The following is a 14,820-nucleotide window of genomic DNA, read 5'->3' on the forward strand; positions in this document are numbered from 1 at the left end:
AAGTTGCTTTAATTATCGTATTAAGTAATCTTGAAAACTTTCAAGATTACTTTTACCGCAATTATAACAAGAATAAGAGTATTTTCAGTACTTCTAATTATTTTAATTTTACTGACAACAAGGACATGAAATGAGGTTTTTCATTAAGGTAATGGTTTTATTTGTTTGTGGTGTGCTATCTGCACAAACATGGGCAAAAGACAAAGCGAGTTACGATGAATTTATAGAGGGTAAACAGTTCAATAAAGGGTATTTCTCTTTTTATCTTGATGATGAAACAGGAAAAGTATTTTTAGAAATAGATAAATTTCAGCAAGAATTTTTATTTCAAAGTGGTTTACCCCATGGCGTGGGCTCGAATGATATTGGTTTAGACCGAGGTCAACTAGGTGATACACGCTTAGTACGCTTTGAAAAAGTAGGTGATAAAGTATTTTTACGTCAGCTTAATACTTATTATCGTGCTGATACTGACAATGCTCTTGAGAAACAAGCCATTGACGAAGCGTTTGCTAGTTCTATTATTTGGGGCTTTAAAGTCAGTAAAAGTTCAGCTGATAACAGTAAAATCCTTATTGATTACACGCCATTTTTACTGTCAGATATTCATAACTTGTCTGAGCAATTAAAGCGAAGAAAGCAGGGCAATTATAATATTGATACATCGCGTAGCGGCATTTATGCAAAACGTACTAAAGCGTTTCCGAATAATACTGAATTAGAAGCAACGGTTACCTATAAAGGCTCAAAAGCGGGCGCTCATTTGCGTTCGGTTACTCCTGATGCTTCTGCCGTTACCGTGAATTTACATCATTCATTAATAAAATTACCAGATGATGGCTACCAAACTCGTCAATTTCATCCTTACAGTGGTTTCTGGGAAAACTCTTATGCTGACTATGCCAGCGCAATTGATGAACCATTGGTCAAACGTGATATTCCTCGTCATCGTTTGAATAAGAAAAATCCACAAGCTAAAGTCAGTGAAGCGGTAGAGCCTATTGTTTATTACTTAGATGCTGGCGTGCCAGAGCCGGTTAAAAGTGCTTTACTTGATGGTGCGCGTTGGTGGGATCAAGCTTTTGAAGCTATAGGTTATAAAAATGCCTTTCAAGTAAAAATGCTACCGAGTGATGCTGATCCTATGGATGTGCGTTATAACGTGATTCAGTGGGTACATCGTGCCACACGTGGCTGGTCTTATGGTTCTTCGGTAATTGACCCGCGCACAGGAGAAATTATCAAAGGCCATGTTACTTTAGGATCGCTACGTGTACGTCAAGATTACCTTATTGCCCTTGGCCTAACCTCACCATTTAAAACCGCTGACACTGATACGACGGCGATGAAAGAAATGGCGTTAGCGCGTATTCGTCAGTTATCGGCACACGAAGTTGGCCACACTTTAGGCATTGCCCATAACTTTGCTGCCAGTGTTAACGACCGAGCGTCGGTGATGGATTATCCTCACCCGTTGATCACCATTAAAAACGATAAAATTAGCTTAGAAAATGCGTATGCAAAAGACATAGGCGACTGGGATAAATTTGTTATCGCCTATGGTTATGCTGACGTTGAAAAAGATCAAGAAGCTCAATATCTTGCCGAGTTGGTGGCTTCGGCACAGCAGCAAGGATTGCAATACGTTTCTGACCCCGATGCTCGGCCTAAATCAGGCGCTCATGCCACAGGGCACTTATGGGATAACGGCGAAAATGCCGCTCAAGAACTTGATCGAGTCCTAAAAGTCAGAAAATTAGCCTTGGAAAATTTTGGTGTAAATAGTATTCCCGTTGGTACGCCGATGTCAGAACTTGAGCAAACCTTAGTACCTATTTATAACTTTCATCGTTTTCAGGTAGAAGCTGCGGCAAAACTTATTGCTGGTGTTGATTATGGTTATCAACTGCGTAGTGAGCAATTTAGTAACCGGCAGAAAATGGTTGCAGGAGAGGCTCAACAAGCAGCATTAAGTGCTTTACTTGAAACTTTATCGCCAAAAGTGTTGACGGTACCGGCAAATATTACCGCTTTAATTCCACCAAAAGCTTATGGCTACAGTCGTAATAGAGAAAGCTTTCTAAGCAATACTGGCTTAACCTTTGACCCGATTAGTGCCGCGGAAGCAAGTGCTAAGCACACTTTATTGTTACTACTTAATGCTGAGCGATTAGCGAGATTGCAACAGCAAACTATGCTTGATGATGATATTCCTTCGGTTGGACAGCTATTAACTAAGCTCGTTGATGCGACACTGCAATCACCGCCGCAAGTATCAACAGCATTATTGGTTCAGCAACGAGTGAATCAACAGTTAGTTGAGCATTTACTAGCGTTATGGCACAAGCAAGATGTGGTGCCAGAAGTGCGTGCAGAGGTGTATTTAGCTTTAACCGAATTATCTCAGTGGTTGAGTGACAAACGTAGCACCCGAAAATACAAAGGATCACGTGCACACTTTAGCTTGTTAGCTAAGCAAATTGATTACAGCCTAAGTCATGATAAATCATCATTGCCTGAGTCTAAAATCAAGTTGCCACCAGGCTCACCAATTGGCAGTTTATAAGCAAAGTCATTCCCTACTTAGTATTTATTGTTAAGTAGGGAAGTAAACAGGTAAGAAAATGGCAGAAAATAGCAAATTTAAAGTGGCGATGTTAGGCATACCTTTTGACGATAACTCTTCGTTTGAGCGAGGACCTGCTTTAGCACCAAGCTTTATTCGCGAAGTGTTAAGTCATGGCTCATTAAATGGCTCAACTGAGTTAGGCGTAAACATACGAGAGTCTGAACGATGGTTGGATGCTGGCGATATTAATGTCGCTGTGCCAGAAAACTTTATTGTGGCAATTGAGCAACGCTGTGATCAGTTGTTGTCTAACAATACCCGCTTAATGACCTTAGGTGGCGATCACAGTATCAGTTACCCGGTGTTAAAAAGTTATCGTAAACACTTTGACCAGCTAACGATATTGCATATTGATGCCCACTCAGACTTATACGATTCCTTTAAAGGAAATCGCTACTCTAATGCTTGCCCATTTGCGCGTGTGATGGAAGATGGTTTATGTGACAGGCTAGTACAAGTAGGCATTAGAACTCTAAACTTGCATCAAGAACAGCAAATTGCCAAGTTTAAGGTTGAATCGTTAGAGATGAGACATTGGCCATTATCGAAACCTTTAGTGTTTGAACATCCAGTATATTTATCGCTTGATATAGACGGTATCGATCCTGCTTTTGCTCCGGGTGTTTCGCACCGAGAGCCTGGTGGGCTATCTAGCCGGGAAGTCATTAACTTAATTCATAATATAAATACACCACTGGTTGGTGCCGATATTGTTGAGTTTAACCCGAACAAAGATATCGACGATATGACTTCACAACTCGCGGCAAAGCTTGTTAAAGAAGTCGCTGGGAAAATGCTACTTAGCTGAAATTGATATTTTCTTGAAGAAGCGATAGGTATTGTCGCTTCATCTGCTGTATTTCATCTATTGTAAATGTTTTGCTAAAAAGTTAGCTATTGAATTTAGGGTTGTCAGTCTATTTTTTTCAATACTTAGGTGATGATTGCCATTTTTAAGCTCGATATATTCGACTTTTTTATTATGCTCGGTTAAAGAAGCGAACATATTTTGGCTATGCTGCACAGGGACAATGGTGTCAAGCTCACCATGAATCAACATGACGGGAATATCGATATTCTTAGCAAAATTAATTGGCGAGTTCTTCTCAAGCGTTTCAGCATTCATGCCAAATTGTTTTTCTACAACTTTATGGTTGGTAAAATTTTGAGATTTCCTCACTAAATATTGCAGATCAGATACACCAGCAAAACTTGCTGCACATTTAAAGATGTTTTGCTGTTTAGCGGCCGCCATGAGTGCGGCGTATCCCCCGTAGCTGGCACCAATAATACAAATTCTGCTTTTGTCTACTTGGTGTTTTTCTACTAACCATGTTGCAGCGTCGGCCAAATCTGTTTGCATGGCACCCCCCCAGTTTTCTATAGAAGCCATTTCAAACTTAAACCCATATCCTGATGAACCCCTAAAATTTGGTTCAAAAACTAGATAACCACGACTAGCAAAAAACTCAGTAAACCAGTCAAAGCCACCATAAACTCTGCTCATGGGGCCACCATGAGGGATAATGATCGCAGGCCTATTTTCAGCTGGTAAATTTTCAGGTATGGATAAATAGGCTTCTATCATTAAGCCATCGCTTGCTGGATAATTTTGCTTACTTTTTCCGATAATGTTTGTGCTGTTTAACTGCGGGTACTCATCAATAAGTGGTGTTAATTCTCCAGTGTCTCTATCGCCGAAATAATATCTTCCTGATGTCTCACTACTGCTAGTATGCAAAATATATTTGCGGCCATTATCACTAAAGCTGGCTATGTTATTTGAGGCATTAGGAATTGCTTGGTTTAAAGCTTGTTGAAATTTTTCGTAAGAGGAGTTGAAATATATTTTATTATCTTCTGATTCTCCGTGATACACACCAATAACTTCTTTAGTATGTTTTGAATATATTAAACTACCTTCGATATCATAATTTTTATCAGAGTAAACGAGTGTTCGTGGTAACTCCTCGTTAGTTAAGTCAACAGTATATATTGCGTAGCGGCCTTGATGGTCAGCTCGAATATAAAGTTTATTTGGATCTAGACCAAAACCAAGAGGGGTTATATCAGGCGCATCAAATATTTCATAATCCCATATTCTTTGCCATTTTTTTGTTTTTAGATCGTAAAGAGAATAAAAGATGCGGGTTTCATCGAGTCCAAAGCCCAAACGAACTCTATGTTGTTGATCTGTCATCCAATGATAAATGTTAGTTCTACCCCGCACTATTCTTGAGCGGGTATTTTTTTTATTTAAATCTATTTTATATACATCGGGCTTGTTGCCACTTTGGTAATCTATTTCCATTAAAATATGATCCGGCTCATCAGGAAGCATATCAATAATAGTATTTTGGAATTGTGCAACGTGTTCGCCATTTTTAGGTATGCTCACTTGTCGCATTTTTTTTGAGCCGTCGATTTTTATTTTGTATAAACGAGCCTCAGTATATTTTCTCAGCATACGGTGTACAGGGTAATGTGCGCTAACAAGTAACATTTCATCATTAGCCCATCGAAACCAGCCAATTTTAAACTTTTCATTATCCGTATTAACAACAAACTTTGTTGTCTTTTTCAGGCGATCAATAACGCCGACATATGAATTGCCGTCATGGTTTCTGATAAATGCAATATGGTTGCCACTAGGAGATAGTTTCATTTGGCTAGCAACTGGCAATTTGCCATAGGCTTCTACAGGTAATTTTTTAGCGAAAGAGAGAGTGCTTATGCACATTGATAAAACTATTAGTATGATTCGTATCATTATTTTTATAACCAAAATTCCTTTTACTAAATGTTAACAGAAAATATACAAATGATTAATGGTTATTGATAAGTAAGTAAAAAAGAAAAAACGGTGCTGAAAAGGAAGGAATTCAGCACCGTCGTGCAATTGGCACTTAAGATTAAGTGTACTGCGCACAAAGTTGACCATTTGGAAAATAGTTAAGCTAACTATAAAGCTTCCGTATTCAATGTTTTTTGATTTACATTCGCTTCAGCATAGTTTTTTCCTTGCTCTGCAGAATCGTTTTTAGCGACTGTGCTTTTTCTAGGTTTCATCAGTACCACTAAATTTCCCGCCAAAATAAAACTTAAGCCAGCGACTGTGAATAGTGACCAAGAAAAGTTCTCAACAAATGTTGAAATAACGACAGCGACAGCTGGAAACATAATCGATGCATACGAGGCTTTATGAGCACCAATGCGGTTTAATAAGGTCAGGTAACTACCAAAAGCGATCACCGAGCCAAATATTGATAAATAAAGCAAAGAGGTGATGTATGACACGGAATAGTCAAAACTAAATTCTTTACCTTGTAATAGTGCCATCAATGCCATAAATGTTGCGCCATAGGCCATTCCCCATGCGTTGGCTGACATTAGAGGTATTTGCATTTGCTGATTTTTCATCGACAGCATGTTACCGGTTGAAGCGAACAAAGTCCCTGTGATGCAAAGACCTAATCCCAGCAATGTTTCTGGCCCTAACTGAGTATCATTTATTTGCGGCCAAAATAACGTGATTATGCCGACTAACCCCAGTAAACCACCAAGGTATACTGGTTTAGTTATTTTTGTGCCGTACCAAATGCGAGCATTAAAGACATTAAAAAACATGATCATCGAAAATGCGATGCAGGTTAACGCAGAATTAATATGCTGCTGTGCGGAGTAAAGGAATAAATAATTGCAGCCGAATAACGCCATGCCAAACAGGAAAAACTGTAGATGATAGCGAGCTGAAAAATTCAGGGGTACTTGTTTATATCGGCAATATACAAATAGCACTAATGCCGCTAAGCCAAAGCGATAAAACAGTGACACTTCAGAGGCAACATCACCTAATTGGTAATTGATAGCAATCCAAGTGGAGCCCCATATCAACACGGTAATGATGTATAAAAAAGTATTGTTCATAATTCGTCCTTAATATGAGCTAGCAATGATCGCATTGCTAGCTCTACCAATACTATTTAGGGCAGCAAGCCTGCTGGTTACTTGAACTATTCTTACCTAGCGAAGGCATTGGCATTGGCATTTGTGTCTCTTGTCTAACGAGAGCGGTACTGAAACCTCTTTTTGACAAGGTGTTAATCCATTTTGTTAAAACTATTTTTACAATATATGCAAATGTCATGTGCCTCTCCTCGTTATTTGCTTTCGAAAATGAAAACAAGTTGAATCGTTGTTAATAATTAGACAGTTTATCGATTATTTGTTTTAATAACATATACAGAAAAATGAAAATGCAACCTATACAGTTATGCGTCTAGTTGATAAATCAGCACCAGAGTTTTTATACCAACAAGTAATCGATTTTGTTGAACAGCAAACAAAGAATGGCGCTTTGCGTCCGGGAGATAAATTGCCAAGCTTACGTAAGCTTAGCCGGCAATTTGAAATTAGTGTGCCTACCGTCAAGCAGGCTTATGTTGAGCTTGAACGACAAGGGGCGATATCGGCAAGGCCACAGTCGGGCTATTATTTAAAGGCTAAGCAGGCAAGAACTTTATTACCTCGACGCGCAAAGTGGGCCTGCTGTCAGCCTTCAGAAGTTTCGTGTCGTAGCTTGATTGAGCAGGTTTATGATGCTGTGCATATTCCAGACTCGGTCGCCTTGGGTATTTCTAACCCAGTACATGCTCACCCGCCAGATAAAGCGCTAGCTCGGTTAATGCGTTCGGTGATCAGCCGTGTTTCCGAAAAAGCGGTGAGTTATGGTCCGGTAAATGGTGATCCTAAGCTACGTTTGAATTTGGCTTTTCGGTATCAAGAACAAGGTGTGTTGGTAAATCATGATGATTTAATTATTACTAATGGCGCACAAGAAGCATTATCAATAGCGTTGCAATGTGTTGCTGAACGCGGTGATATTATTGCTGTTGAATCCCCGTGCTACTTTGGCTTAATTGAGTTAATTGAAAGTTTGGGTATGAAAGTTTTAGAAGTTTATACCTGCCCAGAAGATGGTGTTTGTATCACAGAATTGGCGAATGTGATTAAACAACATCCGGTAAAAGCTTGCTTGTTTTCGACCGCGATCAATAATCCGTTAGGCTCTATGATGACGGATAAACAGCGACAAGAGATGGTGACATTACTAGAAGCAAATAATATCCCGTTAATCGAAGATGAAGTTTATAGCGATTTGTATTTTACTGAGAAAAGGCCAGTATCAGCGCAGTTATATTCAGAAAAAGGCTTAGTCCTGACTTGTTCATCTTTTTCAAAAACCGCAGCGCCAGGTTATCGGGTTGGTTGGTTATTGCCAGGAAAGTTTGAAGAAAAAGCCAAGCGAGTTAAGCGGGCACAATCATGCTCAACACCTATGTTGCAACAATGGACTTTGACCGATTATTTAATGAGTGGCGAATACGATAGACACTTGCAGGTGCTGCGTAAAACACTGAGATACAATTGCGAGCGTATGCGAGCATTAATCGCCCAACACTTTCCTGAGCAAGTGTGCATATCCAAGCCGCAAGGGGGCAGTGTGTTGTGGGTTCGCTGTCGCTCTCACGTTGATACCAGTAAGTTCTTCAAGCAAGCGATTGCTCAAGGAGTTAATTTTGCACCCGGCGAGATATTCTCTCCGTCAGGAAAATATAAAAACTATATGCGCATCAGCTTTGGCGTGCAATGGTGTGAACGCATTGATGAAGCGATCCAAGTTTTAGGAAAATTAGTGCATCAATATCCAAGTGTACAAGAAAAAATGAGGACAACATAAGCGTGCCCCAAAACTCAGTAACACTGTCATTAAAATATCTATTGCCCTTGCTTGCAGCGATTATTGCCGTGTCGCCGTTGGCGATAGATATGTATTTACCGGCAATGCCAACCTTAGCTGCTCATTTCTCAACTCAAATGCCATTAGTGCAGAATAGTTTAAGTATCTACCTCTTTGGTTATGCGTTAGGCATGTTGGTGTTTGGCCCTATGGCTGATAAATACTCTCGGCGTAAGTTAGCTATTTTAGGCTTAACGGGCTTTTTGCTAGCAACATTGTTGCTAACAGTTGCACAAAGTATTGAGCAGTTTATTTTATTGCGTTTTATGCAAGCCTTTGTTGGTAGCGCAGCGACAGTTGTGGTACCTGGAATTATTAACCAACTTTATGGCAAAGACACAGCTAAGGGCCTGTCATACGTTAGTATGATCATGATGTTAGCGCCAATGATCGCACCAAGCATCGGCAGTGCGTTATTGCTACATAGCTGGCAAATGATATTTTATATTTTGGCCCTGTACGCGTTAGTTATCTTAGTTTTGAGTCACTACTTTTTACCGGATGTAAGCTCGAAAGCCTCAACTAAAGAATATCGTACGATAGAGCGCTATAAAATTGTTTTTAGTAATAAAAAAGCACGCTTAGATTTGATCAGTTCTATGATGGTTTCATTAGCTTTTTTTGCTTATATCACTGCCATTTCATTTGTCTATTTAACGGTATTTAAGGTCTCTGAGTTTGACTTTAGTCTGTTGTTCGGTATCAATGTTTTGGCGTTAATGAGCGCGCATTTTATTAATACCCGTGTGGTGACAAAAGTTGGCTCGAGAAAAATGCTACATTATGGCTTGTTGCTTGCGTTCACAACGTCGACTAGTTTAGTGCTTGCCAATTTATTCTCATTGTCATTGCCGTATCATGTTGCGGTAATACTGCCATTGATGGGAAGTTTATCGATGATTTCTGTCAATGCTAATGCTTTAATACTACAAGAATTTACTGAACATGCAGGCACGGCAACAGCAGTCAATGGCACGTTACGTTTTGGTGTTGGTGCTTTGGCTGGGCCAATTTTGGCTGTATTTTATGACGGCAGTGCCTTACCATTTGCAGTACTAATGGCAGTCGCTGTGTACATAGTTTTATTATGTCAAATTTTGCATAGCGTGTTAGAAAAAAATGAGGTGAAAACTTGAAAAATATTGCAGTAATTTTATCGGGCTGTGGCGTTTACGATGGCACTGAAATACATGAAGCGGTTTTAACACTGCTGGCGATTGAACAGGCCGGGGCTAAGTATCGTTGTTTTGCACCGAATATTAATCAACACCATGTTATAAATCACTTAACCGGTGAAGTTATGGTAACTGAACAGCGTAACGTACTGGTTGAGTCAGCACGTATTGCACGCGGTGATGTTGAAGACTTGTCAGAATTTTATATCGAAGAGTTTGATGCTTTGATTGTGCCTGGTGGTTTTGGTGCAGCGAAAAATTTATCTGATTTTGCCATTAACGGCGAAGCTATTTCGGTTAATGAACAAGTGTTAGCAAGCTGTAAAGCGTTTGCCAAAGCTGGTAAACCTGCGGGTTATATGTGCATTGCGCCGGTTATGATCCCGTTGATTTATGGTAAAGACGCGCAAGCAACAATAGGTAAAGATATTGCGATTGCAGAATCGTTAACGAATATTGGCTTAACGCATAAAGATTGTGAGGTTGACGATATTATTGTTGATGATGCTCGACAATTAGTGTCGACGCCAGCCTACATGCTTGCGACTTCATTAACCGAAGCGGCAACTGGTATTAATAAGCTCGTTGCGAAAGTGATTAACATGGCCAACTAAGCGTGATGGTTAGTTGAGATGAAATGATGAGGCATAGGCTAAGCTAGTCGTTAGCTTGTGCTTTATTTTGCTCTTCAGCTGCTTTTAATTCAACTTGTTGCAAACGCCATTTTTTGCGTTCGGCATAATAATGATCCCAAACACATGGGTTACACGCACCACCGCCGCAACAGTCATCGTCGGCAGGAGGTAATGGTTTTTCTAATAATTCGGTCATTAAATTTGCAACATTGTTTTTTATATTAAAGATTATAAATAAAAAAAGCTCTGGATGCAGAGCTTTTTTGTAGGCAATAGCAGCTTATGAGTTATTCAAAATCAGAAAGTTTCTTTTCTAAGTAATGAATATTGGCGCCACCATTAACAAATCCTTGGTCGTTGAGAATATCTTGGTGCAAGGCTATGTTGGTTTTAATACCATCAATCACTAACTCACTTAACGCATTACGCATACGAGCAATCGCGACATCACGATTATCACCCCAAGTAATTAACTTACCAATCATAGAGTCATAGTGAGGTGGTACCGAATAATCAGCGTAAATATGAGAATCCCAACGAACACCTAACCCCCCTGGAGGATGGAAACGTGTAATTTTACCCGGTGATGGAATAAAAGTACGTGGGTCTTCAGCATTAATACGACACTCAATAGAGTGACCAGCAATTTTAATATCTTCTTGAGTATAAGATAATGGTTGGCCAGCAGCGACACGAAGTTGTTCTTTAATCAAGTCTACACCGGTGATCATTTCAGTCACTGGATGCTCAACTTGAATACGAGTGTTCATTTCAATGAAATAGAACTCGCCATTTTCATATAAAAACTCAAAAGTACCGGCACCACGATAGTTAATATCGATACAAGCTTTACAACAACGTTCACCTATTTTAGCGCGCATTTCGGCGGTAATACCAGGTGCAGGAGCTTCTTCAACCACTTTTTGGTGACGACGTTGCATTGAACAATCACGCTCACCTAAGTGAATTGCGCCACCTTGGCCATCAGCCATGATTTGAATTTCAACATGACGAGGGTTTTCAAGGAATTTTTCCATGTAGACCATGTCATTTTTGAAAATAGTTCCGGCTTCTTTTTTCGTTAAAGCAATAGCGTCAATTAATTCTTCTTCAGTACGTACAACACGCATACCTCGGCCACCGCCGCCACCAGCAGCTTTAACAATAACAGGGTAACCAATGCGTTTAGCATGGGCTTTGTTTACCTCATCGTCATCATTTAGTGGGCCATCCGAACCAGGAACACAAGGAACACCAGCTACTTTCATGGCCTTAATTGCCGCAACTTTATCACCCATAATACGAATGCTTTCTGCTTTCGGGCCGATAAAGGCAAAGCCTGACTGCTCAACTTGTTCAGCAAAGTCAGCATTTTCAGCTAAAAAACCGTAGCCAGGATGAATAGCAACAGAATTAGTTACTTCTGCAGCGGTAATTATTGCTGGAATGTTCAGGTAACTATCCGGTGCCGACGGTTTACCAATACAGATAGTTTCATCTGCTAATAAAACGTGCTTTAAGTTTCTATCAGCAGTTGAATGTACCGCTACTGTTTTAATACCTAGTTCTTTACATGCACGTAATATTCTTAATGCAATTTCGCCTCGGTTGGCGATAACAACTTTATCTAACATGGAATGACCCTTACTGTTGGGCTTATTCAATGATGAATAGCGGTTGGTCGAATTCAATAGCGTCTTCATTACTCGCTAAAATTTCTTTAATAACGCCAGATTTATCTGCTTCAATTTGGTTCATCATTTTCATTGCTTCAAGAATACATAAGGTATCGCCAGCATTAACATGTTGACCTACTTCAACAAATGCAGGGGCATCAGGAGAAGCTGAAGCGTAGAAAGTACCAACCATAGGAGAGCGAACAACATGTCCGGTTAATACTGGTGCTGTCGTTTCTGTGGCAGGAGCGGCGGCTGCAGCTGCTGGCGCTGCTGGCGCTGCAACAGGTGCAGCTTGCATCACTGGGGCTGCTTGCACAATAGAGCCACCACGGCTAATACGTACTGATTCTTCACCTTCAGAAATTTCTAACTCGTTGATCCCTGATTCTTCAACTAGTTCAATTAACTTTTTAATTTTGCGAATATCCATTTGAATACCTTTTAATAATTATTAAATTTATGTTATTTGAGACCAAGGTTTCTGTGAAACATTGGTTGTGGTTAATTTTTGTCTGCTTTTAATTGTTCAATCGCCGCGTTTAAGGCATAGCTATAGCCATTAGCCCCTAAGCCACTAATGACACCGATGGCGATATCAGATAAATATGAATGTTGTCTAAATGCATCTCGCGCATGTACGTTTGATAAATGCACCTCAATAAACGGAATATTAACGGCCAATAAGGCGTCTCTAATTGCCACGCTGGTATGGGTGAATGCTGCCGGGTTAATAATAATAAAGTCTATTTTTTCGAAGCTTTGATGAATTTCATCAATTAACACGTGTTCAGCGTTTGACTGACAATGACTGAGTAGAACATTTGCCTCATTGGCAACAGACTGTAAATTTGTCATAATCTGAGTTAGTGATAGTGAGCCATAAATAGTCGGTTCACGTTTACCTAACATGTTCAGGTTAGGGCCATTTAGAACTAAAATGTTAAACTTTGTAGTCATTTTCGGTAAAAACACCTTTAACGTTAGTTGATGTTGTTATCATGTCATATTTATATCTAAGTTTGTATTAATTTCAGCAACCTCGCTGAATTTAATCTCATTTGCCGATTATTATAGTGTTTTCGCAGAATATAGCAGCAAAATACTGGTCTAATCACTTGGGAGGTGATTTATAGGGAATAATGCGTTGTAAGTTGTTTTAAGTTGACTAAACTAAAAATTGTAGAAATTTTAATTAATTCATTGATTTAATCTTAACACTGGGAATATGTGTTGGGCTTAAATGTTGTCGTGTCGTTCTATGTTAGAAACAAGGATGAAATTATTAAAGTCATATTTATTCATATTGCTTTTGTTACTTTGCTGTTTAGCTCGCAAGTACAAGCAATAAATGTTATTTCCAATATAACGGCCGATACGGTTTCGTTATCAATAACTCAATTGCGCCGAATATACTCGATGCGCCAAGTGCACTGGCAAAACGGTACGCCTATCGTGATCTATGTTTTAGCCAGTGAGGATCCCATTCATCAAAAATTTTGCAAAGAACAATTGCGGCTATTTCCGTATCAGCTCGATCGTATTTGGCATAAATTGACCTTCTCTGGTTATGGTGTTGCGCCGATTGAAGTCGCAAATGAAAATGAGCTTGTCGAGGCGGTAAAGTCGACTAAAGGTGCTATTGGTTATGTGGAAAATTTGTTGGAGGTCAGCGATGTTAACGTCATTAAAATTGATGATTAGATCGTTTAAGTTATCGTCTTATATCGTAAGTGCTGTGGCTGCACTTTGTTTAGTGGCAAGTGTGAATGCAAAGGAAGTTAAAAGTGAACCACTGCAGATACATGGCTTTGTGGCCCAAGGTATTATTGATGCCAACGATAGTAATTATATTAATGATGACGAAAGTATTTCACTGGAGCTAACCGAAGTCGGTGTTAATGCTTCTTATCAGTTGAATGATGATTTTCGTATTGCCGGTCAGGCGGTTTATCTCAATGGCGGCAATCGCTATCATGCGGGTCCTCGCTTAGATTATTTACTGTTGGAGTGGGACGCTTTTCATACTGAGGCATGGCAGGCAAGTTTTTATTTTGGTCGCGTAAAAAATAACCATTGGTTATATTCAAGTACTCGCGATATTCCGTTTGCCCGTCCTTCAATTATTATTCCGCAGGTTGTTTATTTTGACGGTTTTAGAGACATTGCCGTTGGTGGTGATGGTGCGGCGGTTAAGTTAAGTTACAGTGATGACAGCTTAGGAGACATTGATTTTAACTTTAGCCGAGGAAAAAGTGCAATATCTGATGAGCAAACTGATGTTGTCATTGGTAAGTTTGCCTTAGGCGAAATTGACCATGATCTAGATACTCAAGCGAGTATTTATTGGCAACCACCTTATTCACAATGGCGCTTTGGTATCTCTGCGCTTGATTCAACTTTTACCTATGACAAAGCTGAAGTTGATAACTTTGTTGATAGTGAGTTTGTTTTCCAGTTCTATACCGCCAATGCACTTTATGAAGGAGAATATTGGCAATTTAGTGTCGAGTTGTTTCAAGAACGTTTTGCCACGACTGGTTTCTATGCACCTGGCTTTCATCGTGATGAGAAAGGCCAAGGTTATTATGTCCAAGCGAGTTATCAGCTGAAGAAAGATTTGTCGTTTATGGCCAGACATGAGCGTTTTTATGCTAATAAAGATGATAAAAATGGCAGCAAATTGGAACAAGCTACCGGTGGCTTAGTGCCTGCTTATTTTGGTTTTCATAATGATACGGTTATTGGTTTGTCATATGACTTTGCCAGTAACTTTCGAGTGAATGCCGAATATCACTGGATGGAAGGTGGGGCTCGGTTATCACCGATAGTACAGCCTGATCCTATCGCCAATAATAGTAAATACTGGCAGGTTTGGGCAATTCAGTTTATGTACTGGTTTTAA

General features: G+C 39.7%; 13 protein-coding genes. 7 read left to right on the plus strand and 6 right to left on the minus strand.

All coding sequences use genetic code 11. From position 1 onward, the window contains the following. Positions 1-130 precede the first annotated feature (130 nt). Together AC27JP_RS16575 and speB are read left to right on the plus strand one after the other, a co-directional pair. Positions 131-2,566: a zinc-dependent metalloprotease gene (locus AC27JP_RS16575; protein WP_487117041.1), complete on the plus strand. Its 2,436-nt coding sequence runs from the start codon at positions 131-133 to the stop codon at positions 2,564-2,566. 58 nt (positions 2,567-2,624) lie between these two features. Continuing rightward, on the plus strand, positions 2,625-3,437 hold the full coding sequence (speB, locus tag AC27JP_RS16580; RefSeq protein ID WP_487117042.1) for an agmatinase: 813 nt from the start codon (positions 2,625-2,627) through the stop codon (positions 3,435-3,437). Positions 3,438-3,494: 57 nt separating this feature from the next. On the opposite strand, the gene AC27JP_RS16585 is transcribed toward speB, so the two are convergent. Together AC27JP_RS16585 and AC27JP_RS16590 are read right to left on the minus strand one after the other, a co-directional pair. Then, positions 3,495-5,414 carry an alpha/beta hydrolase family protein gene (locus AC27JP_RS16585; protein WP_487117043.1) on the minus strand — a complete coding sequence of 640 codons (1,920 nt, stop codon included), beginning with the start codon at positions 5,412-5,414 and terminating at the stop codon, positions 3,495-3,497. A 176-nt stretch (positions 5,415-5,590) separates the two neighbouring features. Next, positions 5,591-6,556, minus strand: coding sequence for a DMT family transporter (locus AC27JP_RS16590; RefSeq protein WP_487117044.1), 966 nt, complete (start codon positions 6,554-6,556; stop codon positions 5,591-5,593). Positions 6,557-6,902: 346 nt separating this feature from the next. Between AC27JP_RS16590 and AC27JP_RS16595 the strand changes: the two genes are divergently transcribed. Genes AC27JP_RS16595 through elbB form a run of 3 tightly spaced genes read left to right on the plus strand, consistent with a single transcriptional unit; the run spans position 6,903 to position 10,218 of the window. Beyond that, complete coding sequence (locus AC27JP_RS16595; RefSeq protein ID WP_487117045.1) at positions 6,903-8,369, plus strand: aminotransferase-like domain-containing protein; 1,467 nt, start codon at positions 6,903-6,905, stop codon at positions 8,367-8,369. A gap of 2 nt (positions 8,370-8,371) precedes the next feature. After that, positions 8,372-9,565 carry a Bcr/CflA family efflux MFS transporter gene (locus AC27JP_RS16600; RefSeq protein ID WP_487117046.1) on the plus strand — a complete coding sequence of 398 codons (1,194 nt, stop codon included), beginning with the start codon at positions 8,372-8,374 and terminating at the stop codon, positions 9,563-9,565. Beyond that, positions 9,562-10,218 carry an isoprenoid biosynthesis glyoxalase ElbB gene (gene elbB / locus AC27JP_RS16605; protein ID WP_487117047.1) on the plus strand — a complete coding sequence of 219 codons (657 nt, stop codon included), beginning with the start codon at positions 9,562-9,564 and terminating at the stop codon, positions 10,216-10,218. Before AC27JP_RS16600 ends, elbB begins: the two co-directional genes overlap by 4 nt. A gap of 43 nt (positions 10,219-10,261) precedes the next feature. Here the strand turns inward: elbB and AC27JP_RS16610 are convergent, their stop codons facing one another. From AC27JP_RS16610 to aroQ, 4 genes are all read right to left on the minus strand, one after another. Continuing rightward, positions 10,262-10,435: an oxidoreductase-like domain-containing protein gene (locus tag AC27JP_RS16610; protein WP_487117048.1), complete on the minus strand. Its 174-nt coding sequence runs from the start codon at positions 10,433-10,435 to the stop codon at positions 10,262-10,264. Between the two features lie 91 nt (positions 10,436-10,526). Then, positions 10,527-11,873: an acetyl-CoA carboxylase biotin carboxylase subunit gene (accC, locus tag AC27JP_RS16615; RefSeq protein WP_487117049.1), complete on the minus strand. Its 1,347-nt coding sequence runs from the start codon at positions 11,871-11,873 to the stop codon at positions 10,527-10,529. Between the two features lie 22 nt (positions 11,874-11,895). Then, entirely contained in the window at positions 11,896-12,348 is a 453-nt protein-coding gene (gene accB / locus AC27JP_RS16620; RefSeq protein ID WP_487117050.1) for an acetyl-CoA carboxylase biotin carboxyl carrier protein, read from the minus strand. 71 nt (positions 12,349-12,419) lie between these two features. Next, a complete protein-coding gene (gene aroQ / locus AC27JP_RS16625; protein WP_487117051.1) occupies positions 12,420-12,875 on the minus strand; it encodes a type II 3-dehydroquinate dehydratase in 456 nt (151 codons plus the stop codon). 270 nt (positions 12,876-13,145) lie between these two features. Between aroQ and AC27JP_RS16630 the strand changes: the two genes are divergently transcribed. Together AC27JP_RS16630 and AC27JP_RS16635 are read left to right on the plus strand one after the other, a co-directional pair. Beyond that, positions 13,146-13,619: a hypothetical protein gene (locus AC27JP_RS16630; RefSeq protein WP_487117052.1), complete on the plus strand. Its 474-nt coding sequence runs from the start codon at positions 13,146-13,148 to the stop codon at positions 13,617-13,619. Next, complete coding sequence (locus tag AC27JP_RS16635; RefSeq protein ID WP_487117053.1) at positions 13,591-14,820, plus strand: hypothetical protein; 1,230 nt, start codon at positions 13,591-13,593, stop codon at positions 14,818-14,820. The genes AC27JP_RS16630 and AC27JP_RS16635 overlap by 29 nt, the downstream gene beginning before the upstream one ends.

Source organism: Colwellia sp. SU-HH01172, from assembly GCF_057553355.1.

Coding starts and splice junctions, on each gene's coding strand:
- AC27JP_RS16575 (WP_487117041.1), top strand. CDS start 131: ATGAGGTTTTTCATTAAGGTAATGGTTTTATTTGTTTGTGGTGTGCTA.
- AC27JP_RS16610 (WP_487117048.1), bottom strand. CDS start 10,435: ATGACCGAATTATTAGAAAAACCATTACCTCCTGCCGACGATGACTGT.
- speB (WP_487117042.1), top strand. CDS start 2,625: ATGGCAGAAAATAGCAAATTTAAAGTGGCGATGTTAGGCATACCTTTT.
- accC (WP_487117049.1), bottom strand. CDS start 11,873: ATGTTAGATAAAGTTGTTATCGCCAACCGAGGCGAAATTGCATTAAGA.
- AC27JP_RS16595 (WP_487117045.1), top strand. CDS start 6,903: ATGCGTCTAGTTGATAAATCAGCACCAGAGTTTTTATACCAACAAGTA.
- AC27JP_RS16635 (WP_487117053.1), top strand. CDS start 13,591: ATGTTAACGTCATTAAAATTGATGATTAGATCGTTTAAGTTATCGTCT.
- aroQ (WP_487117051.1), bottom strand. CDS start 12,875: ATGACTACAAAGTTTAACATTTTAGTTCTAAATGGCCCTAACCTGAAC.
- accB (WP_487117050.1), bottom strand. CDS start 12,348: ATGGATATTCGCAAAATTAAAAAGTTAATTGAACTAGTTGAAGAATCA.
- AC27JP_RS16590 (WP_487117044.1), bottom strand. CDS start 6,556: ATGAACAATACTTTTTTATACATCATTACCGTGTTGATATGGGGCTCC.